Consider the following 22,251-nt stretch of genomic DNA (forward strand, 5'->3'; position numbering starts at 1 on the left):
GGCTCAGTCCAACGGGCGTTTGGTGCGCATCAGCTTGACGTACAACCCTTCGACTTTTTCACGGGCCCAAGGGGTCTTGCGCAGGAAGGTCAGGCTCGACTTGATGCTGGGATCGCTCTTGAAGCAGCGGATATCAATACGCTCGGCCAGGCCGCTCCATTCGTAATGCGCCACCAGCGTGGTGAGGACATGTTGCAGGGTCACGCCGTGGAGTGGGTCGTTGCTTGTCGCGGTCATGCCGGGCCTTTTGCAGGAGAGGAAACACAGCCGCGCACCTTAGCCGACGGGGCGTATCGGTGGAAGCACTGCATTGAATATAGCCGCTTGGCAAAAGTTCCCCTTCGCAGCCTAAAAAGAGATGTTATATTGTAACATCTCTTATCAAAATCCTGCCAAGGAATGTCCGATGTCCGTCTCCTGTTTCTGGCGTTTGTCCCCGCTCGCCGCCGCCCTGCTGATCTGCTCCGAAGGCCACGCCCTGGAGCTGCAACCGCAAATCATCACCGCCAATCCCCTGGGCAGCGAACAGCTCGCCTCGCCCACCACCGTACTGGAAGGCGATGAGCTGACCCTGCAGCAAAAAGGCAGCCTTGGCGAAACCCTGAGCAGGCAGCCGGGGGTGTCGTCTTCCTACTTTGGCCCGGGCGCCAGCCGGCCGATCATTCGTGGCCAGGACGGTGACCGGATTCGCCTCCTGCGCAATGGCGTCGGTGCGCTGGATGCATCGTCGCTGTCCTATGACCATGCCGTGCCGCTGGACCCGATCAACGTCGAACGCATTGAAATCGTGCGCGGCCCGGCGGCCTTGCTGTACGGCGGCAGCGCCATCGGCGGCGTGGTCAATACCTTTGACAACCGCATCCCCACCGCCGCCATCGAAGGCATCCACGGTGCCGGTGAACTGCGCTACGGCGGCGCCGACACCACCCGCAGCAGCGCGGGCAAGCTGGAGGCCGGCGACGGCACCTTCGCCTTGCACCTGGACGCCAACGCGCGGGAATTCAACGACCTGAAAATCCCGGGCTCTGCGCGTAGCCGCCATGCCCCCGACACCGAGGATGGCCCCGGCAAGAACGGCCGCCTGGGCAACAGCGACGGGCGCCAGGATGGCGGTGCCGTAGGCGGTTCCTACACCTGGGATGACGGCTACGCGGGGCTGTCCTACAGCAACTACGACAGTAACTACGGCTCCCCGGCCGAGCAGGATGTGCGCATCCGCATGCAGCAGGAGCACTACGCCTTCGCATCCGAGATCCGTAACCTGCAAGGGCCGTTCACCTCGGTGAAACTCGACGCGGGCTATACCGACTACGAACACCGCGAAATCGAAGGTGGCGAAACCGGTACAACCTTCAAGAACAAAGGCTATGAAGCCCGCGTTGAAGCCCGTCACCAGCCTGTCGGCCCATTCGATGGCGTGGTCGGCGCCCAGGTGACCCGCAACGAGTTCTCGGCCCTGGGCGAAGAAGCCTTCGTGCCCCAGACCGACACCAACGCCGGTGCACTGTTTATCCTTGAAGAGATGCAAGCCAGCGAACGCCTGAAGCTCAGCCTCGGCGGGCGCCTGGAACACACCAGCGTCGACCCGGATGCCAAGGGCAACGCGCGCTTCGCCAATGCCGACAAGGCCAGTGACTTCACCGCAGGCAGCCTGTCCTCCGGCGCGGTTTACAGCCTGACGCCGATCTGGTCACTGGCTGCAACGTTGGGCTACACCGAGCGTGCGCCCACGTTCTACGAGCTGTACGCCAATGGTGCCCACGTCGCCACCGGCACCTACGAATTGGGCGATGCCAACCTGTCCAAGGAAAAAGCCGTGTCCAGCGACCTGGCCCTGCGCTTCGACAACGGCACCCATAAAGGCAGCTTCGGCGTGTTCTACAGCCGCTTCTCCAATTACATCGGCCTGCTCGGCACTGGCCGTACGTTGAACGACGAAGGTGAAGAGGACGCCGGCGGTATTCCCGAGTACAGCTATTCCGGCGTACGCGCGCGTTTCGCCGGTTTCGAAGCCCAGGATCACTGGAAACTCGGCGAAGGCGCCTACGGCAAGTTCGCCCTGGAGCTGTCGGGCGACTACACCCGCGCGACCAACCTGGACACGGGCGAAGCCCTGCCGCGCATTGCGCCGCTGCGCTTGAACAGTGGGTTGCTCTGGGAACTGGACCGCTGGCAGGCGCGTATCGACGTGGAACATGCCGCCGGCCAGGGGCGCGTGCCGAGCAATGAAAGCGGCACCGATGGCTACACCACCCTCGGCGCAAGCGCGGGTTACCACTTCAATGTGGGTGGCAGCCAGTGGCTGGCGTTCGTCAACGGTGAAAACCTGACCAACCAGACGGTGCGCTATGCCAGCTCGATCCTGCGCGACATCGCGCCGGCACCGGGGCGCAGTGTACAGTTCGGCATCCGCACCACCTTCTAACCCACACCACAAATCCCCCTGTAGGAGCGAGCTTGCTCGCGAAAACCGTCAACGATAACGCGTGCTTCCTGAACACACGCGGCGCCAGTGGGTTTTTCGCGAGCAAGCTCGCTCCTACAAAGGCTATTCAGGCAGCGACTATCTGTCACTGTTACCAAATCTGAAATGATGCATCTTGCGATTCACCCTTTCTCAAAATGCCCCGCCGCATTATCCTTCGCAACAATCTGAAACGCCTCACCTCCCGGTCGACCCATTTTGCCGAATCTCCCTGTACGCAAAGACAGCGCTGTCTGAAATAGACCTGCGCATGGGGTGTTATTGCTTGCCTGTGGATAACCCGATTATCCACAGAAAAAACCAAAAAAAACGATGAACCAAGCCCGTGCCGAATCGTCATCTACAGTGAGTGAAGCACGGGGTTACATAATTCCAACGTAACGGAGAAACACACTATGAGCACTGATGGTGCCTCAAGCCCAAGCCGCCTGCTGCCCAGGTTGCTGGGCGTCTTGCTGCTGATCATGGGGCTGGCCTTGCTGGCCGGTGGGGTCAAGCTGAGCATGCTCGGCGGCTCGCTGTATTACCTGCTGGCCGGTATCGGCATCGCCCTGACCGGCGTATTGCTGCTGGCCACCCGCCGTGCTGCGCTGGGCCTGTACGCATTGGTGCTGTTCGCCAGCACCGTGTGGGCACTGTGGGAAGTGGGCCTTGACTGGTGGCAACTGGTGCCGCGCCTGGCCCTGCTGTTCGCCCTGGGCATCGTCATGTTGCTGCCGTGGTTTCGCCGTCCGTTGCTGCGTGGTCAGGCCGCGCCGCTGGGCACGGGCGCGCTGAGCGTAGCCGTGGTGCTGGCGGGCGCTACCGCTCTGGCCAGCCAGTTCACTAATCCAGGTGAAATGGTCAAGACCGGCCAACTCGACCGCGACGCGGTGCCTGGTATGGCCAGCGCTGCGCCGACCCAGGCCGACGGTGACTGGAATTCCTATGGCCGCTCGGCCTTCGGTGACCGTTACTCGCCACTGGCGCAGATCACCCCGGAAAACGCGCACAAGCTGGTGCCGGCCTGGACCTTCCGTACCGGTGACATTCCCGGCGCGGGCGATCCCGGTGAAACCACCGCGGAAAACACCCCGCTGAAAGTCAACGGCATGCTGTACGTGTGCACCCCACACAGCCAAGTGATTGCCCTGGACCCGGACACCGGCAAGGAAATCTGGCGTTTCGACCCGAAGATCACCACCCAGGGTGCTGAAAACTTCAAGGGTTGGGCACACATGACTTGCCGTGGCGTGTCGTACCACGACGACGCCGCCTATGCCTCCGAGCAGAGCCCGACCGGCAGCGCCAACCTCGCCGCCGCGCCGAACGCCTGCCCGAAACGCATCTTCGTGCCGACCGCCGACACCCGTCTGATCGCCCTGAACGCCGACACCGGCAAGATGTGCGAAGACTTCGGTGACAAAGGCCAGGTCGACCTGCGTGCCAACATCGGCAGCTTCGCCCCAGGCGGCTACTACTCCACCTCGCCACCGGCAGTGACCAAGAACCTGGTGGTCATCGGCGGTCACGTGACCGACAACGTTTCCACCGACGAGCCAAGCGGCGTGATCCGTGCGTTCGACGTGCACACCGGCAAGCTGGTGTGGAACTGGGACAGCGGCAACCCGGAGGACACCACCCCGTTGGCCGAAGGCAAGACCTACACCCGCAACTCGCCGAACATGTGGTCCATGTTCGCCGTGGATGAAAAACTCGGCATGCTCTACCTGCCGATGGGCAACCAGATGCCCGATCAATACGGCGGCGACCGTACTGACGACTCGGAAAAATACGCTGCCGGCCTGACCGCCCTGGACATCGACAGCGGCCATGTGAAGTGGACCTTCCAGTTCACCCATCATGACCTGTGGGACATGGACGTGGGCGGCCAGCCGTCGCTGATCGATATCAAGACTGCTGACGGTGTCAAGCAAGCAGTGATGGCATCGACCAAGCAAGGCAGCATCTACGTGCTGGACCGCGCCACCGGCCAACCGGTCGTACCGATCAATGAAATCCCGGTGCCGCAGGGCGCTGTCGCGGGTGATCGTACATCGCCAACCCAGCCCAAGTCCGACCTGAACTTCATGCCACCGCCCCTCAAGGAGCGTGACATGTGGGGCGTGACGCCGTTCGACCAACTGATCTGCCGGATCGACTTCAAGTCGCTGCGCTACGACGGCCCGTTCACCCCGCCGTCGCTGCAAGGCTCGATCGTGTACCCAGGCAACTTCGGCGTGTTCGACTGGGGCGGCATTTCGGTTGACCCGGTGCGCCAGATCGCCTTCGTGAACCCGAGCTACATGGCGTTCAAATCGAAACTGATCCCGGCTGCCGACATCGCCAAGCAAGGCCCGCGCGTCAGCGAAACCCAAGGCGTACAGCCAAACAAAGGCGCGCCGTACGGCGTGATCCTCGAAGCGCTGCTGTCGCCAATGGGCCTGCCGTGCCAGGCACCCGCGTGGGGTTATGTGGCAGCGGTCGACCTGACCACCCACCAGACCATCTGGATGCACAAGAACGGCACCGTGCGTGACAGCTCGCCGATTCCGATCCCGTTGACCATGGGCGTGCCGAGCCTGGGCGGTACGTTCACCACCGCCGGTGGCGTTGCGTTCCTCAGCGGCACCCTGGACCAGTACCTGCGTGCCTATGACGTGAAAAACGGCAAGCAACTGTGGGAAGGCCGCCTGCCTGCAGGCGCGCAAACCACCCCGATGACCTACACCGGCAAGGACGGCAAGCAATACGTGCTGGTCGTGGCCGGCGGTCATGGCTCCCTGGGCACCAAGCAGGGTGACTACGTGATGGCGTTCAAACTGCCGGAATAAGCAAGACTGGCGGTATTAAAAAGGCGGTTACCTTCAACAGGTAACCGCCTTTTCTTTGCGCCGCTGAAGGCTCGTTCCCTTGCTCCGCGTGGGAATGCATCCCGTGACGCTGCGCGTCAGCCTCGCCGGGCCCGCATGAAATCCCCCCAGCGCCGCACCAGGTAGTTGTGCTCATCCATGACCGAATTCCATACCGCAATATGCCCCATGCGCTGTTCATAGGAGCCGCCGTCGCGCACTTCGCCAATATCGATCAGCGGCAGACCATCGCTTCCCGGCAGTTGCTCTCGCGCAGGCTTGCCCGCGTACCAGTAATCCCACTCCGCACGGTTCAAGTGATCGCGACTGCGCGCCGGATTACCGATGTAATAGCCCTGCCGAGCCATCACCGCCCCGGGCCAGCCCGACAGCCACCAATTCAAGTAAGCATAGGCCGCATCCAGCACCGCGCCCTGGGCATGGCGCGATAATGACAACCCACCAAACCAGGCCCGATAGCCTTCACGTGGCACCGCCAGGCGGTATTTCACCCCGGCGCGGTGCAGGCGCATCAAGGTCGGCGACCACAGGCTCTGGATATCGATGCTGGGGCTGAGCATCAATTGCGCGGCTTCTTCGTCATCGGACCAGAACGCCGCAAAGTGGCCTTCCTTCTGCTTGCGCACCAGGACGTCGGCCAGCAAATCGATCTCTTCGATGCTCATGTTGCCGATGTCCTTGAAGCTGGCCAGCCCTGCCCCCTGCACCGCCAAGGCGGCGTCCAGGGCGCCGATGGCGGCGTCGCTTTGCAAGGCCGTGCGCGCACGCCACGCGGGGTCCAACAGCCAGCCCCAGCTTTCATTGCCGTGGCAAAACCCGTCGGGCATACGCTCGGGACGGTAGGCAAAGCTGTCGGCGTTGTGGGTCAGGGGCAGCATGCTGATGCGCTCGGTAACCGTGCTGCCCAGGCTGCCATCGTGCTGCACGAATAACCGCTCGCTGGGCACGCTGCCGCTGCCCAGGCGATCATCGGGCGACAGGCGTCCGCGCTTGGGCAGGTCATTGATCTCGTGCCACAACGCGACGCGCCGGGTGTCGATGGGTTGGATCGCCCGGGCCGGCCACACGAAATCGACATTGTGAAACCACTGGTCGTACAGGTCGTAGCTTTCGGGCTGCATCACCGCGATGCGCTGGGCCTGTTCGACGTCGTGCACCTGATACACCAGGCGGATACCCAGTTCCTGCTCGGCCCGCACGCGCAGGCATTCGAGCAAGGTGACCGACGTGCCGAGGACCCTCAACGTGATCATGCTGCGAACCGCCGCGAGAACACATCGAAGGAGCGACGCAACAGCGCAGGGTCGAGGCCGCGCAGGATAAACACCAGGCGCGATTGCCGGTCGCTGCCCGGCCACGCAGGCAGATGCACCGGCGCATGCAGGCAGTGCTGCACGCCATGAATGACGATGGGGGTGTTACTGGCGTTCACGTTGAGCAGTCCTTTGACACGAAGGATTCGTTCGCCGTGGCATCTTAACAGCATCGACAACCACACCCCGAAACCGACCCAATCCAGAGGCTGGTCGAAGGTCAGGCTGCACACTTGCGCGGTGCCGTGGCTGGCTGTGGTGGTCTGATGCAACTGCCAGCGGCTGACTTCAATGGCCGGTTCGGCGCTGCGCAGGCCTTCGCCAAGCAGCAGTTGGTCGCCGCTGTGAATGGCATGGGTATCGAGGATCGGCGTGCCGGCATTGAGTGCCCGCAAATGTGCGCGCAGTGCCGTGCAGTCGCCCGCCAGATCGGTCTTGCTCACCAACACACGATCCGCCGCCGCCACCTGGGCCAGCCATTCCGGGTGCAGGCGTTCCTGCAGGACGGCGTGGCTGGCGTCCACCAGGGTAATCACCAGGCCGATGTGCAAACGCCCGCGCAGTTGCACGTCGTTATTCAAGGTGGCGAGGATGGGCGCCGGGTCGGCCAGGCCGGTGGTTTCCAGGATCACCCGCTTGAATGCCGGGATTTCACCGCGCTCGCGACGTTGCAGCAAGGTCAGCAGCGCCTCCTTCAGCTCGCCACGGATCGAGCAGCACACGCAACCGCTGGGCAGCAGCACCGTGTCCGGCGCGATGTCTTCCACCAGCAGATGGTCGATGCCGACGTCGCCGAATTCGTTGATCAGCAACGCGGTGTCGCCCAGGCTTTCATCCTGCAGCAGGCGCTTGAGCAAGGTGGTCTTGCCGCTGCCGAGAAAACCGGTGATGACGTTGAGAGCGATGCTCATTTCTTATACCTCCGCCCCTTGCAGGAGCGAGCTTGCTCGCGATGAACTCATGGACACCGCGCTTATCCAGGATGCACGCGTTATCGTTGACGTTTTTCGCGGGCAAGCCCGCTCCTACAGTGGGTTGCATTCCAAATGGTCGAGCAGTTTGGGATCGAGGGGATCCAACGGACGACCGAGCATGTCCTGGGCCGCCTGCCACAGCTGATCCAGGCCGCTGGCCAGGGCCTGTTTGCCGGTAGCGCCCAGCAGCAGATAGGACGCACCCTGGAAGTCTTCGACCTTGAGCCGGAACACCGCCAGCACCTGGTTGATCGCCGCGATCCGGCGCAGGCGTTCGCGGCGCCTGGGCAACTCGTCGCCCAGGGGGTCGCTCCAGTGCAGGTCTTCGCCGAGCAATCCGCAGAGTCCGCACATGACTACACCCCGCTCATGGCATGACATCGCCGGAATTCGGGCCCAGGGTCTGGCCGACAAACAGGTTGCCGCCGGGCTCGCTGGCCAGCAGCACCGCCGTCGGCGCCACTTCGTCGGCCAGCCCGAAGCGGCCCAGGGGCAGCTCCCTGGCCTTGGCACGCTTCCAGTCATCGCTGATGCCGCTGACCAATGGCGTCTCAATGGGGCCGGGGGCGATGGCGTTGACCAGCACATTGTCCTTGGCGACTTCCAGCGCCAGGGACTTGGTAAAGCCAATCACGCCGGCCTTGGCGGCGGCGTAATGCGTCAGTTCGGCGCCGCCCTTGATCCCCAGTTGCGAGGCGACATTGATGATCCGCCCCCAACGCTGCGCAACCATGTGCGGCAAGGCGCGCTGGCTGGCGACGAAGACGCTGGTGAGGTCGACGCGCAGCATGTCGTTCCACATCGCGATGGACACGTCGACGCAGCGCGCCTGGGTGAGCATGCCTGCGTTGTTGACCAGGATATCGATACCGCCCAAGTGCTCGACGCAACAGTCGACACTGGCCTGGGCGCCTTCGACGGTGCCGACGTCAGCCAGGCATTCGAACACCTCGGCACCGAGGTTGCGGCAGGTGATCGCGGTTTCGGCGAGGCTGGCGGCGTTGCGGTCGGCCAGCACCAGGCGTGCGCCTTCAGCGGCGTAGGCGCGGGCGATAGCGGCACCGATGCCGCTGCCGGCGCCGGTGATCACGGCGCGGCGGTGGGCGAGTTGGTTCATGTAGACGATCTCCCGAATAAACACAGTTCCAATGTGGGAGGGGGCTTGCCCCCGATGGCGATGGCTCAGAAAAACAACTGTGGCTGACCCACCGTCATCGGGGGCAAGCCCCCTCCCACATTTTTGAGCCAGTACAGTCAGTCAGGCCAGCGTACGGTCAGGCCACCATCAATTACGATGCTCTGCCCGGTCAGGTAACTCGATGCATCACTGGTTAAAAACTGCACCAATGAAGCCACTTCATCCGCGCGCCCTACCCGCCCCAGCGGAATCGCACGCGCTGCTTTCGCCAGGCCCTGCGGCCCCAGCGAGTTCTTCGCATCCAGCGACTGCGGCGTCTCGATCAACCCTGGAATTACCGCATTACAGCGTATGCCCTTTGCCGCCAACTCCACCGCCAGCGAGCGGCACAACCCCGGCACGCCGGCCTTGGCGGCCGCGTAATGCGAATGCTCTTGCCAGCCATACACGCCGCCGGCAATCGACGAAATCGCCACCAACGCGCCGCCTTCGTGCATGTGCCGCGTCGCCGCGCGAAAGGTGCGCATGACCCCCGTCAGGTCGACATTGAGCATCTCGTCCCACAGCGCATCGGTCATCTCCAGCAACGGCGCGCGACGCAGCAACCCGGCGTTGGCCACGGCGTAATCCAGCCGACCAAAATGCTGCACGCCCTGCGCGGCCAGGGCATCCACCGAGGCGGTATCGCCCACGTCCAACGGCAACATCAGGCATTCGCCGCCGGCGGCCTGCACCAGGCTGACGGTGGCCTGCGGGTCATGGGGGTCCGCCGGGTAGTACCCGCCGACCACCGCCACACCGTGGCGCGCATAGGCCACGGCGAGGGCTTGGCCGATGCCGCTGGCGGCACCGGTAATCAAGGCAACTTTACGGCTCATCATTGACTCCTTACTGAACGGTTTCCGGACGCACATGGCGCGCGGCAAACATCAACAGGCCGGACAAAAAGCACGGCACGGCGCCGAACCACAGTGCGGCGGTCTGCCAGTCACTGCCGGCGGACAGCACCTGGGTTGCACCAAAGCCTGCGACCACCGCACCAATCGGGCCCATGGCATGGATGATCGCGCCGCCGGTGGCGCGGATGCTGGTAGGGAAACTCTCGCTGATAAAGAACAGCGCCGCCGAATACGGCCCGATCAGGAAGAACAGGCCCAGGCTGTACAGCCCGACCACCATCGCCATGTTGCTCGGGCCGAACAGCATCCCGGCGAACGACAGACCACCGAGCATCCAACCCAGGCCGATCACGTTGCGACGGCCGATCTTGTCGCCCATCCAGCCGTGGCTCAAGTAGCCGCAATAACCCACCAGGTTCGACAGCACGAGGATGATCAGCGAGTTCTCGAACGAGATGTGGTGCACGCTGACGATCACCGAAGTCCCCAGCACGCTGAACACCTGGATCGCCGCCCAGTTGAGCAACAACGCGGCGCCGATCACCAACGTGGCACGGCGAGCCGGCCCACGGAACGCGGCCTTGAGACCGGCCTTGCTGTGCTCGTCATAGTCCACGCCATAGGTCTGCGCTACGTTCTGCGCGTCGCTCACCGCGCCGCTTTTACGCAGCCGGCTGATGCGTTCGTGGATCTGGAACTGCGGGCTCTCCTTGAGCTTGCGCGCCATGATCGCGATCACGACAGCCGGGATCGCCGCAAAAACGAAGCAGCCCTGCCAGCCGATGATCGGCAGCAACAGCGCGGTCAACCCGGCGGCGATCAACGCGCCGACCGGCCAGCCGCCCTGCACCAGGCTGTAGATAAAGCCGCGACGCTTGGTCAACCGCGGATCTTCCGAGGCGCCGTACAGCTCGGTCAGATAGGTGGCGTTGACGGTTTCCTCGGCATAGCCCAGGCCGCCCAGCGAACGGATCAGGATCAGCGGCGATTTGCCCCACGCCCCGCCTATCGCAGTCAGCGCCGAGCACAACGCGGAACCGGCTACGGTGAAGATAATCCCTTTGCGTCGCCCCAGCTTGTCCACGATCGGTCCGATGGCCAGGGCGACCACGGCGGTGCCGACCGCCACCCAGGTCGCGATCTCGGCCTGCTCCACTTCACCCCATCCAAAGTGCCGGCCAATCTCCGGCAGCAGGGTGCCGAACAGGATGAAGTCGTACACCGCAAACACCCAGGCGAAAAACGCGATCCAGGTGGCGAAGCGCACCTCCCGGGAAGTCAGCTGCCGGGGTTTCCAGCCAGTCAGGTCAAGCTTGTTGTAGATGGACATAGATCGCGCCTCAAGGGGATGGGTGGACCCTGTAGGAGCGAGCTTGCTCGCGAAAATCGTCAACGATGACCCGGGCATCCTGGATGCACGCGGCGCTCTCCGGTTCTTCGCGAGCAAGCTCGCTCCTGCAGGGTGACGCTGGTTCAGGTACGCGGCTGGCGGCGGATGAAGTCATCGGCAATTTCGTCAAAGGTGACGAAGCGCACGCCGGCATGGCTCTGGATGTGTTCGATCAGACGCTCGAGCATCAGCAGCACTTGCGGGCGGCCGGACACGTCGGGGTGGATGGTCATGGTGAACACGGCGTGTTCGTGTTCGCGGTAGACCCAGTCGAACTGGTCGCGCCACATTTCTTCCAGATGACGCGGGTTGACGAACCCGTGGCTGTTGGGGGCTTTCTTGATGAACATCATCGGCGGCAGGTCGTCGAGGTACCAGTTGGCCGGGATCTCCACCAGGTCGGTTTCTTCGCCGCGCACCAGGGGCTTCATCCAGGTATCGGGGTGCTGGCTGTAGTCGATCCTGGTCCAGGTATCGCCCTTGCGCACGTAGTAAGGGTGAAAGTCGTTGTGCATCAGGCTGTGGTCGTACTTGATGCCCTTTTTCAGCAGCAGTTCGTTGGTGACCTTGCTGAACTCCCACCACGGCGCCACGTAGCCGGTGGGGCGCTTGCCGGTGACCTGGGTGATCAGTTCGATGGACTTGTCGAGAACGATTTCTTCCTGCTCGGCGGTCATCGCGATCGGGTTTTCGTGGCTGTAGCCGTGCACGCCGATCTCGTGGCCGGCGTCGGCCACGGCCTTCATCTGCTCGGGGAAGGTTTCCATCGAGTGACCGGGGATAAACCAGGTGGTGCGCAGGCCGTAGCGTTCGAACAGTTTGAGCAGGCGTGGCGCGCCGATTTCACCGGCGAACAGGCCGCGGGAGATGTCGTCCGGCGAGTCTTCACCGCCGTAGGAACCGAGCCAGCCGGCCACGGCGTCAACGTCGACGCCAAATGCACAGAGGATGTCTTTAGCCATGGTGTGTCTCCTTAAATTGTCATTACGGATTCAACGCACAACGCTGCGCGCAGCAGGCGTGCGTCTTCTCCCGTCGGGACGCTGAGCAGCAACCCGGTGGGCAGCCCCTGGGCATCGCAGCCGCTGGGCAGGGTCACGCCTGGCATGTCGAGCAAACTGCCGGGCATGGTCAGGCGCAGGGTGGCGAGGTTGGTTGTGACGAACAGCTCATCGTCGGCTTCAAGCGCCGCCAACGCCGGGGCGACGTGGGCGACGGTCGGGGTGATCAGGACGGCGCCGTCGAGGTCTTCGATCAGTTGCTGTTGCAGGCGGCGGCGCGCCTCGGTCAGGTGGATCAGTTGGCTGGCCGGCAGTGAACGCGCGGCTTCCAGGCGGCGGCGCACGCGGGGGTCGAGTTGGTCGGCGTCGGGGCTGTCGAGCAACGCCTGGTGCAGGGCGAAGGCTTCGAAGGCGCCGAGCCAGCCATGGTCTTTGATCAGCTCCAGCGTCGCCTGGAAGGCCGGGCATTCACGCTCTTCGACCAGCGCGCCGTGGGCCTTGAGCTGCTCCACCGCGCGCAGCAGGTTGTTGCGCACGGCGGGTTCGACCTTCTGCTGCGCCAGCACGAAACGCTGGCCCTTGAGGCTGCGGGCGACGTGGCTGTGGCTGCGGCCATGCAGCAAGTCGTCGACGACCAGGGCATCACGCACGCTGCGGCTTATCGGGCCGAGGCTGTCGAGGCTGTGCGCCAACGCAAACACGCCGTCGCGGCTGTAACGCCGGCTGCTGCTGCGGTAACCCACCAGGCCGTTGAACGCCGAGGGGACGCGGATGGACCCGGCAGTGTCGGTGCCCATGGCGATGGGCACGATGCCGGCGGCAACGGCCACGGCCGACCCCGAGGAAGATCCACCGGGGATGCGCGGTTGATCCTTGCCATGGGGATTGTGCGGCGTGCCGAAATGGGGGTTCAGACCCAGGCCGGAATAGGCCAGTTCGCTGAGGTTGGTCTTGCCGACGCTGACCATTCCGGCACGACACAGCAGGCCGACGGTGGGTGCATCGAGCAACGCGACGGGCGCATGGCGGCGGTAGGCGGCGCCCGCCGTGGTGATGCTGCCGGCCACGTCGAACAGGTCCTTCCAGGCCAGCGGCACGCCATCGAATATGCTCAGCGGCTGGCCGGCGCGCCAACGTGCGGCAGAGGCTTGGGCTTCACGACGGGCGCGCTCGGGCGTCAGGCTGATGAATACCGACGGGACCTGGCTGGCTTTGTCGAGTGCCTGTTCGAGGGCTTGCACCGGGTCGCTGCGACCACTGGCGAAGTCCTCGGCCATTGAAGTGGCGTCTGACATCAGGATGACCCTCGCAAACGTACATATTAATAAAATGTACATTTTATAAAGGCAGCTTTCGTGCCAGTCTGTGCTCAACGAATTTTGCGCAGACAGCTTTTTTCGGCCAGAACCGCGAGGTAGAGGGTGTTCGACCAGGTAAAAAATCTGGGCAGGCGGTGACTAATGCGTTTCAACGAAAAAATGTACTTTTTATTAATAAGTACATTTTGGTGCAGAAAAGTAACAGGTCAACTTTCTAAGCCCCAAAAACGTGCCGCCGACGTGGCGCAGAGTGACAGGCGCATCTATGAGAGAATCCCCGGTCAACGGTCCCTCCACCTCTGAGAACGCAATGAAAGCAGTGTCCGCCTCGGCCTCCCGTTACGCGATGATTCACAAAGTGATGCGCGACGCGATCGTCAACGGCACCGCCCGCCATGGGCTGGTGTTGCTCGAAGCGCCGCTGGCCGAGTTGTTCGGCACCAGCCGCGTGCCGGTGCGCAAGGCCCTCGACCTGCTGCATGACGAAGGCTTGATCTGCCGCTTCAACGGCCGGGGCTACCTGATCAATCCGCAAGGCCTGGCCATGGAGCCGTTGCGCCTGCCCCTGAGCCATGCCCACCTGGGTCTTAACGGCGAGGACGAGTTGGTGGACACGCGGCCGCTGGGCGAACGCATCGTCGAGGAAATCGGCGCGGCGTTGTCCACCTGCATTGCCTTCGGCCACTACCGCCTGGACGAGCAAGCCGCCGCCGACCACTACGGCGTCAGCCGCGCGGTAGTGCGTGAAGCGCTGATGCGCCTGCGCGACCGTGGCCTGGTAGAAAAAGAGCCCTACTCCCAATGGCTGGCCGGGCCTTTGACCGCGCGGGAAGTCACCGAAGACTACGAACTGCGCGCCTGCCTTGAGCCCGAAGCCCTGCGCCAGAGCGCGCCCAACCTCAATCGCGAGCTGCTTGAAGCCATGCTGCAACGCGTGCTGGACGCCCAGGACAGTGCGCAGTGCAGCCTGGAGGCCATCGAGCAGATCGAGGAAGACTTGCACCAACGCTGCCTGGCCGGCCTGCAGAATCGCAAGATCGCGGCGCTGATTCGACAGGGGCAGAGCCCGATGATCATCAGTCGGATTTTTTATCGGTTGCTGGGGATTGGCGCCGACCCGGCGATGTTGGCCGAACATCGACTGATTCTGGAGTTGCTGCTGCACGGTGCGTTTGATGCGGCGGCGCTGAATCTGCGTGAGCATTTGCAAAGGGCCAGTCAAAGGATGTTGCAGCGGTTGAAAGTGTTGTCGGTGCTGCCCGAACAACCGCTGCCCGCCTACCTGCACAAAATCAGCTGACCCAACACAGACCAAATGTGGCAGGGGGCTCCCCCTCCCACACGACTCCAGCGTCGTTCTAAAAATTTCATGCAATATGTTGCTATCTCACCCCCACCATTGAAACCACCACTGCCCTGCCCCATCTAAGCACCATACTTCCTGATGCAGGTGCCCCATGAGCGACCAGCAAGACATCCCTGATTACGACCTGAACGACTACGCCGACCCAGAAAACGCTGAATCCTCGTCCAACACCGGCCTGGCCCTGCCCGGGCAGAACCTGCCGGACAAGGTCTACATCATCCCGATCCACAACCGGCCGTTTTTCCCGGCGCAAGTGTTGCCGGTGATCGTCAACGAAGAGCCCTGGGCCGAAACCCTGGAACTGGTGAGCAAATCCGACCACCACTCCCTCGCCCTGTTTTTCATGGACACACCGCCCGAAGACCCGCGCCACTTCGACACCTCGGCGCTGCCGCTGTACGGCACGCTGGTCAAGGTGCACCACGCCAGCCGCGAGAACGGCAAACTGCAATTCGTGGCCCAGGGCCTGACCCGCGTGCGCATCAAGACCTGGCTCAAGCATCACCGCCCGCCGTACCTGGTGGAAGTGGAATACCCGCACCAGCCGAGCGAGCCGACCGACGAGGTCAAGGCCTACGGCATGGCGCTGATCAATGCGATCAAGGAACTGCTGCCGCTCAACCCGCTGTACAGCGAAGAGTTGAAGAACTACCTCAACCGCTTCAGCCCCAACGACCCGTCGCCGCTCACCGACTTCGCCGCCGCGCTGACCTCGGCCACCGGTAACGAGTTGCAGGAAGTGCTCGATTGCGTGCCCATGCTCAAGCGCATGGAGAAAGTGCTGCCGATGCTGCGCAAAGAGGTCGAAGTCGCGCGCCTGCAGAAAGAGCTGTCCGCCGAAGTGAACCGCAAGATCGGCGAGCACCAGCGCGAGTTCTTCCTCAAGGAACAGCTCAAGGTCATCCAGCAAGAGCTGGGCCTGACCAAGGACGACCGCAGCGCCGACGTCGAACAGTTCGAGCAGCGCCTGGAAGGCAAGGTGCTGCCGGCCCAGGCGAAAAAACGCATCGACGAAGAACTCAACAAGCTGTCGATCCTCGAGACCGGTTCGCCGGAATACGCAGTGACGCGCAATTACCTGGACTGGGCCACCTCGGTACCCTGGGGCGTGTATGGCGAAGACAAACTCGACCTGAAACACGCGCGCAAGGTGCTGGACAAGCATCATGCGGGTCTGGACGACATCAAGAGTCGCATCCTCGAATTTCTCGCGGTGGGTGCCTATAAAGGCGAAGTCGCCGGTTCCATCGTGCTGCTGGTGGGCCCGCCGGGCGTGGGCAAGACCAGCGTGGGTAAATCCATCGCCGAATCCCTGGGCCGGCCGTTCTACCGCTTCAGTGTCGGCGGCATGCGTGATGAGGCCGAGATCAAGGGCCATCGCCGCACCTACATCGGCGCCCTGCCCGGCAAGCTGGTGCAGGCGCTCAAGGACGTGGAGGTGATGAACCCGGTGATCATGCTCGACGAGATCGACAAGATGGGCCAGAGCTTCCAGGGCGACCCGGCGTCGGCACTGCTGGAAACCCTCGACCCGGAACAGAACGTCGAATTCCTCGACCACTACCTGGACCTGCGCCTGGACCTGTCCAAGGTACTGTTCGTGTGCACCGCCAACACCCTGGACTCGATTCCCGGCCCGCTGCTCGACCGTATGGAAGTGATTCGCCTGTCGGGCTATATCACCGAAGAAAAAGTCGCCATCGCCAAGCGCCACCTGTGGCCCAAGCAACTGGAAAAAGCCGGCGTCTCGAAAAACAGCCTGAGCATCAGCGACGGCGCCTTGCGTGCGCTGATCGACGGCTATGCGCGGGAAGCCGGTGTGCGCCAGTTGGAAAAGCAACTGGGCAAACTGGTGCGCAAGGCGGTGGTCAAGCTGCTGGATGAGCCGAACTCGGTGATCAAGATCGGCAACAAGGACCTGGAAAACTCCCTGGGCATGCCGGTATTTCGCAATGAACAAGTGCTGTCCGGCACCGGCGTGATTACCGGCCTGGCCTGGACCAGCATGGGCGGCGCTACCTTGCCGATCGAAGCGACGCGCATCCACACGCTCAATCGCGGCTTCAAACTCACCGGGCAGTTGGGTGAAGTGATGAAGGAGTCCGCAGAAATCGCCTACAGCTTCATCAGCTCGAACCTGAAGTCGTTTGGCGGTGACCCGAAGTTCTTCGACGAAGCCTTCGTCCACCTGCACGTGCCGGAAGGTGCCACGCCCAAAGACGGCCCGAGCGCCGGTGTGACCATGGCCAGCGCGTTGCTGTCACTGGCACGCAACCAGCCGCCAAAGAAAGGCGTAGCCATGACCGGCGAACTCACCCTGACCGGGCATGTGCTGCCGATTGGCGGAGTACGTGAGAAAGTCATCGCGGCGCGGCGCCAGAAGATTCACGAGCTGATCCTGCCGGAGCCCAACCGTGGCAGCTTTGAAGAGTTGCCGGAGTACCTGAAGGAAGGCATGACCGTGCACTTTGCCAAGCGCTTTGCGGATGTGGCGAAGGTGCTCTTCTGACAGTTATGCAGTGCCTGAGCTGGCCTCATCGGGGGCAAGCCCCCTCCCACACTTGACCGCATTCCAATGGATGTTCTCGGTCAAGTGTGGGAGGGGCTTACTCCCGATAAAGCATACTGCAGCGCCCAAACGTAACCACGATGCGAAGCGAGTCGCTCTTGATCTTGATCTTAGGCGCCCCGTTAAACCACGCTGGCCGAACGCAGGCTTGAATCCGTGGGCAACCCGGCAGGACGCCGGGTTAGCCGCACTGGGCCATGGATGGCCCATTGCGGCGGCCCACGGATTCAAGCCTGCGTTCGGGCACACCGAGCCTAGGCGAGGTGCCGAGTGGTGGGGCAAGAGCGTTTTGCTTACTTTTGCGCTTTTCAAAAGTGAGCCGCTGTAAAAGCGGAACCATTAGCAGCCGTTACCGCAGAAACGGATATGTACTCGGTCTGATCCAACATCCTGGTCGGCCCTGAGGCCGCCATCGGGGGCAAGCCCCCTCCCACACTTGACCGCATTCCAATGGATGTACTCGGTCAAGTGTGGGAGGGGCCCCGATGAGGCCAGACCTGCCAACCCACCCCCTTCTGTCACAACGTGCCCCATCTTCGGTTATGCTCGCCCTTCGTCGTGTATAAACGGAGCCCCCATGACCGCCGCCCGCCTGCTTCTCCCCTTGAGCCTTGCACTGCTGGCCGCGTGCGCCAGTGCGCCGAAGCAAAACGTCACCGTGGAAGATCAGAGCGCCTGCCCGCTCCAGCTTAAACCTAACCAAACCCTGATCCTCACCCTGCCCAGCAATCCCACCACCGGCTATCGCTGGGCCATCCAGGACTCCGCCGGCGGTGTACTGCGCGCATTGAGCCCCGAGGTCTACAGCAGCAGCGAATCCGGCGTGATCGGCGGTGGCGGCCAGTCGACCTGGCGCTTCCAGGCGTTCGCCGCCGGCCAGGGCCGTCTGCGCCTGACCTCCCAGCAACCGTGGGAGCCGGAAGCCGAGCCTGTGGAAACGTTCGACTGCGCCATCACGGTGAACTGATGGGCCAAGGCTTTGGTGACGTGCTGATTCCGGCACCGCGTTCATCCAGAATGTCTGCGTAATCGTTGACGACCATCGCAGGCAAGCCAGCTCCTACGCTAAAATGCCGGCCTTTCCCCCTTCGTCGCCGGAACAACCGTGAGCAAAGAACCCGATCGCCTATTCGCCCAGCCCCTGCCCCAGGTGCCGGACTTCGCCTTTAACGAGGACGTGGTGCGGGTGTTCCCGGACATGATCAAGCGCTCGGTGCCCGGTTACCCGACCATCGTCGAGAACCTCGGTGTGCTCGCCGCCCAGTTCGCCCAGCCGAACAGCGTGCTGTATGACCTGGGCTCGTCCCTGGGTGCGGTCACCCAGGCCCTGCGCCGCCATGTGCGCACCGAGGGTTGCCGGGTAATCGCGGTGGATAACTCGACGGCAATGGTCGAACGCTGCCGCCAATACCTCAATGGCCAGGACTCAATGTTCCAGGAGTTACTGCCGGTGGACGTGATCGAGGGCGATATCCTTGCCCTGCACTTCCAACCGGCCTCGGTGGTGGCGCTGAACTTCACCCTGCAATTCATCGCCCCCGATGAGCGGCTGGCATTGCTCGGGCGTATCCGTCAGTCGCTGCTGCCGGGCGGCGCACTGATCCTCTCGGAAAAGCTGCGCTTCAATGATGCCCAGGAGCATGGGTTGCTGACCGACCTGCATATCGCGTTCAAGCGCGCCAACGGCTACAGCGAACTGGAAATCGCCCAGAAGCGCAGCGCCATCGAAAACGTCATGAAGCCCGACAGCCTCGAAGAACACCGCGAACGCCTGCTGGCGGCCGGGTTCTCGAAAGTCGTGCCGTGGTTCCAGTGTCTTAACTTTGCCTCGTTGATTGCCTTGCCATGATTGATTTGTCTCCCCTCGCCCGCCATCTGGTCGGTACTCCCCTGGCCGTATGGGCCCAGGGCCTGCAAGCGCAGCTCGATAGCAAGATGGAAAAAGGCCACGGCGACCTGGAGCGCTGGCAGAGTGCTTTGGACGCACTGCCGAATATCCAGCCGAGTGAAGTGGACCTGTTGAACGGCCTGGTGCTGGACACGGATTGCGACGACGAGACTCGCGCACAGATGCACACGGCGCTCATGGGGCTGAGCCCTTGGCGCAAAGGCCCGTTCCACCTGTTCGGCGTGCATGTGGACACCGAATGGCGCTCGGACTGGAAATGGTCCCGAGTGGCGCCGCATCTGGACTTGAAGGGCAAGCGCATCCTCGATGTGGGTTGCGGCAATGGCTATTACATGTGGCGCATGCTCGGCGCCGGCGCCGACAGCGTGATTGGCGTGGACCCCAACTGGCTGTTCTTCTGCCAGTTCCAGGCGGTGCAGCGTTACCTGTCCGAACCCAGGGCCTGGCACCTGCCGTTCCCGTTCGAAGACCTGCCGGCGAACCTTGAAGGCTTCGACACGGTGTTTTCCATGGGCGTGTTCTACCACCGTCGTTCGCCGATCGAACACTTGCTGGCGCTGAAAGACACGCTGGTCAAAGGCGGTGAGCTGGTGCTGGAAACCCTGGTGGTGGACGGCGATCAGCAGCAAGTGCTGGTGCCGGAAGACCGCTATGCGCAGATGCGTAACGTGTGGTTCCTGCCGTCGGTTCCGGCGCTGATGCTGTGGCTGCGCCGCGCCGGATTCAGCGATGTGCGCTGCGTGGACGTGAGCGTGACCACGGTCGAGGAACAACGCGGGACGGCGTGGATGAAGTACCAGTCGCTCAGTGACTTCCTCGATCCCGAAGATCACAGCAAGACCATTGAAGGGCTGCCGGCGCCGATGCGGGCGGTGATCATCGCCAGGAAATAACGGTGAGTTATCACTGAATATATGGAGATCCAAATGTGGGAGGGGGCTTGCCCCCGATAGCGGTGTATCAGCCATGGATGTGGTGACTGACACTCTGCTATCGGGGGCAAGCCCCCTCCCACACTTTTATCCTCAGTGTTCTTTAGAGTGGGGGCTTGGCCCGCCGAGCCTTGAAGAATTCACTCAACACTGTGCCGCACTCCTCGGCCAGCACCCCGCCTTCAAACAGTACCCGATGGTTGAGAAAGCCCTGGGTAAAAAACTGCCCCTGGCTCTGCACGATCCCGGCCTTGGGCTCGAGTGCGCCATAGACCACCCGTGCAATTCGCGAATGCACGATCAACCCGGCGCACATGCTGCACGGTTCCAACGTCACATAGAGGGTACTGCCCGGCAGGCGGTAATTGCTGACGGCGTGGGCGGCCGCGCGGATCGCGACCATCTCGGCATGGGCACTGGGGTCATTGCCGCTGATCGGGCAGTTGAAACCGCGGCCGATGATCTCACCGTCCTGCACCAGCACCGCGCCCACCGGCACTTCACCCAGCGCCGCGCCCTGGGCGGCGAGTGCCAGGGCTTCGCGCATGAAGTCCTGGTCGCGGCTGCGGTCGATGATCGCGGGGCGAACCTGGCGCATCACGCCACCTCGATGGCGGCCATCAGGCCGGTTTCCATATGGTCGATCACATGGCAGTGGAACATCCACACCCCCGGGTTATCCGCCACCAGGGCTACGCGGGCACGTTCGTTCTTGCCCAAGAGGTAGGTGTCGGTGAAATACGGGATGACCTTGTGGCGGTTCGACGCAATGACCTTGAAGCTCATGCCGTGCAGGTGGATCGGGTGCTGGTACTGGGTCATGTTCTTCAATTCGAAAATGTAGCTCTTGCCCTTCACAAGCTTGGCAATGGGGCGGTCGGCGCAGGTCTTGTCGGTGATGTCCCAGGCCTGGCCGTTGATCTGCCACAGGCTCGGCGGCTTGCCGTTGTCGACGTTGACCGACACCGAGCCGACCCATTCGAAATTGAAGTTGAGTTTCTCGGCATTGGCCAGGTCCGGTTCGGCAACCGGGTTGGCCGGCAGCGCCGGGGGCCACTCGGTGGGCGCGTCGGTGTTGGCCACTGAACGGAACGTGCCCAGGCGCACCGGGCCATTGCGGATCGACAGCTCTTCGCCGGCGGGCGGCGCCTTGATCGCCAGGCAGATACGCATGCCAGGGCCCAGCCAGTATTCCTTGCCCAGCGGGCGCGGCTCGATGGGGTTGCCGTCCAGCGCGTAGATCTGCGCGTCGACATCCGGAATGTTGATGCGATACGTCAGGGTGTTGTCGAGATTGAGCAGGCGCACCCGGGTGATCTGCCCGGCCGGCAAGTCGATCACGGCCTGGGACACGCCATTGATGGTGGATAAACGCCCCGCCGTGCCGCCACGCGCCGCCTCACGGGGAATGCTGAAGGCGACAAAGGCGCCCTCTTCGTCCACGTGCCAGCTTTTCAGGCTGAGGGTGCGTTCGTGTTTGAAACCGGTGGGCTCGCGCTCCTCGATGATCAGCGGTCCGACCAGGCCCCGGCCGAGTTCTTCGCTGCTGTTGACGTGCGGGTGATACCAGTAGCTGCCAGCGTCGGGCACACGGAACTTGTAGTCGAAATACTCCCCTGGCAGCACCGGCAATTGCGAGACGTAGGGCACGCCGTCCATCTCCAGCGGCAGGCGGATGCCATGCCAGTGGATGGTGGTGGCGACCGGCAGGTGGTTGATAAAACGCACCCGCAGCCACTCGCCCTGGCGTACGCGCAACTCGGTGCCGGGCGCCGAAGGGCCGAACGCCCAGGCCTGGGTGGTGTGGCCCGGCACCAATTCCACGTCCAGGGGCGCGGCGATCAACTCGTAATCGTGCCCCGCCTCGGACTCGGCGACCTTCCCCAGCCAGTAGCGGTAGCCGCCACCGGCACCGACGCCCACTACGGCCAGGCCTGCAAGACCACCCAGGATTTGTCGACGGGAAAAGGATCGGGACACAACAACCTCACGTATCTGCCGCAGGCACAGGGCCTGCAAAGGGCGGATACGATACACCTGCGAGCGCTAAACAGTAAGGGTTCGCATGTGGGAGGGGGCTTGCCCCCGATCGCGGTGTATCAGG

Annotated in this window: 18 protein-coding genes; 7 read left to right on the forward strand and 11 right to left on the reverse strand. The window is 63.0% G+C overall.

Annotated features, from left to right (window positions below):
* Window positions 1–3 precede the first annotated feature (3 nt).
* A complete protein-coding gene (locus J1G34_RS20375) occupies window positions 4–237 on the reverse strand; it encodes a VF530 family protein (RefSeq protein ID WP_065885949.1) in 234 nt (77 codons plus the stop codon).
* Window positions 238–406: 169 nt separating this feature from the next.
* On the opposite strand from J1G34_RS20375, the gene J1G34_RS20380 reads away from it, so the two are divergent.
* On the forward strand, window positions 407–2,425 hold the full coding sequence (locus J1G34_RS20380; RefSeq protein ID WP_222994552.1) for a TonB-dependent receptor: 2,019 nt from the start codon (window positions 407–409) through the stop codon (window positions 2,423–2,425).
* Window positions 2,426–2,880: 455 nt separating this feature from the next.
* On the forward strand, window positions 2,881–5,298 hold the full coding sequence (locus tag J1G34_RS20385; protein ID WP_222994553.1) for a glucose/quinate/shikimate family membrane-bound PQQ-dependent dehydrogenase: 2,418 nt from the start codon (window positions 2,881–2,883) through the stop codon (window positions 5,296–5,298).
* Window positions 5,299–5,414: 116 nt separating this feature from the next.
* Here J1G34_RS20385 and J1G34_RS20390 read toward each other — a convergent pair whose 3' ends face one another.
* From J1G34_RS20390 to J1G34_RS20425, 8 genes are all read right to left on the reverse strand, one after another.
* Window positions 5,415–6,590: an ABC transporter substrate-binding protein gene (locus tag J1G34_RS20390; RefSeq protein WP_065895717.1), complete on the reverse strand. Its 1,176-nt coding sequence runs from the start codon at window positions 6,588–6,590 to the stop codon at window positions 5,415–5,417.
* Complete coding sequence (locus J1G34_RS20395; protein ID WP_122462543.1) at window positions 6,587–7,561, reverse strand: CobW family GTP-binding protein; 975 nt, start codon at window positions 7,559–7,561, stop codon at window positions 6,587–6,589. The genes J1G34_RS20390 and J1G34_RS20395 overlap by 4 nt, the downstream gene beginning before the upstream one ends.
* A gap of 114 nt (window positions 7,562–7,675) precedes the next feature.
* The gene (locus tag J1G34_RS20400; RefSeq protein ID WP_065885944.1) at window positions 7,676–7,978 is read right to left on the reverse strand and encodes a hypothetical protein; all 303 of its coding nucleotides are present in this window, start codon (window positions 7,976–7,978) and stop codon (window positions 7,676–7,678) included.
* 13 nt (window positions 7,979–7,991) lie between these two features.
* Window positions 7,992–8,741 (reverse strand): SDR family NAD(P)-dependent oxidoreductase, encoded by a 750-nt coding sequence (locus J1G34_RS20405; RefSeq protein WP_065894858.1) that lies wholly within the window; start codon window positions 8,739–8,741, stop codon window positions 7,992–7,994.
* Window positions 8,742–8,878: 137 nt separating this feature from the next.
* Window positions 8,879–9,640 (reverse strand): SDR family NAD(P)-dependent oxidoreductase, encoded by a 762-nt coding sequence (locus J1G34_RS20410; RefSeq protein ID WP_065885942.1) that lies wholly within the window; start codon window positions 9,638–9,640, stop codon window positions 8,879–8,881.
* Window positions 9,641–9,650: 10 nt separating this feature from the next.
* A complete protein-coding gene (locus J1G34_RS20415; protein ID WP_065894857.1) occupies window positions 9,651–10,991 on the reverse strand; it encodes an MFS transporter in 1,341 nt (446 codons plus the stop codon).
* A gap of 143 nt (window positions 10,992–11,134) precedes the next feature.
* Entirely contained in the window at window positions 11,135–12,013 is an 879-nt protein-coding gene (locus J1G34_RS20420) for a polysaccharide deacetylase family protein (protein WP_065894856.1), read from the reverse strand.
* 11 nt (window positions 12,014–12,024) lie between these two features.
* A complete protein-coding gene (locus J1G34_RS20425) occupies window positions 12,025–13,347 on the reverse strand; it encodes an amidase (protein ID WP_222994554.1) in 1,323 nt (440 codons plus the stop codon).
* Between the two features lie 334 nt (window positions 13,348–13,681).
* Between J1G34_RS20425 and J1G34_RS20430 the strand changes: the two genes are divergently transcribed.
* From J1G34_RS20430 to cmoB, 5 genes are all read left to right on the forward strand, one after another.
* On the forward strand, window positions 13,682–14,671 hold the full coding sequence (locus J1G34_RS20430) for a GntR family transcriptional regulator (protein ID WP_128875745.1): 990 nt from the start codon (window positions 13,682–13,684) through the stop codon (window positions 14,669–14,671).
* A 157-nt stretch (window positions 14,672–14,828) separates the two neighbouring features.
* Window positions 14,829–17,246 carry an endopeptidase La gene (lon, locus tag J1G34_RS20435; protein ID WP_065894853.1) on the forward strand — a complete coding sequence of 806 codons (2,418 nt, stop codon included), beginning with the start codon at window positions 14,829–14,831 and terminating at the stop codon, window positions 17,244–17,246.
* Window positions 17,247–17,883: 637 nt separating this feature from the next.
* Window positions 17,884–18,273 carry a protease inhibitor I42 family protein gene (locus J1G34_RS20440; protein ID WP_065897505.1) on the forward strand — a complete coding sequence of 130 codons (390 nt, stop codon included), beginning with the start codon at window positions 17,884–17,886 and terminating at the stop codon, window positions 18,271–18,273.
* 138 nt (window positions 18,274–18,411) lie between these two features.
* Window positions 18,412–19,155 carry a carboxy-S-adenosyl-L-methionine synthase CmoA gene (gene cmoA, locus J1G34_RS20445; protein ID WP_065897503.1) on the forward strand — a complete coding sequence of 248 codons (744 nt, stop codon included), beginning with the start codon at window positions 18,412–18,414 and terminating at the stop codon, window positions 19,153–19,155.
* A complete protein-coding gene (gene cmoB, locus J1G34_RS20450) occupies window positions 19,152–20,108 on the forward strand; it encodes a tRNA 5-methoxyuridine(34)/uridine 5-oxyacetic acid(34) synthase CmoB (RefSeq protein ID WP_222994555.1) in 957 nt (318 codons plus the stop codon). Before cmoA ends, cmoB begins: the two co-directional genes overlap by 4 nt.
* Window positions 20,109–20,250: 142 nt before the next feature.
* Here cmoB and tadA read toward each other — a convergent pair whose 3' ends face one another.
* Together tadA and J1G34_RS20460 are read right to left on the reverse strand one after the other, a co-directional pair.
* A complete protein-coding gene (gene tadA / locus J1G34_RS20455; RefSeq protein WP_065885934.1) occupies window positions 20,251–20,745 on the reverse strand; it encodes a tRNA adenosine(34) deaminase TadA in 495 nt (164 codons plus the stop codon).
* Window positions 20,745–22,127, reverse strand: a complete 1,383-nt coding sequence (locus J1G34_RS20460; protein ID WP_065885933.1) for a multicopper oxidase family protein — start codon at window positions 22,125–22,127, stop codon at window positions 20,745–20,747. Before J1G34_RS20460 ends, tadA begins: the two co-directional genes overlap by 1 nt.
* Window positions 22,128–22,251: the final 124 nt, after the last annotated feature.

Origin of the sequence: Pseudomonas sp. Wu6 (genome assembly GCF_019891515.1) — a bacterium.
Lineage (GTDB): Bacteria > Pseudomonadota > Gammaproteobacteria > Pseudomonadales > Pseudomonadaceae > Aquipseudomonas > Aquipseudomonas orientalis_A.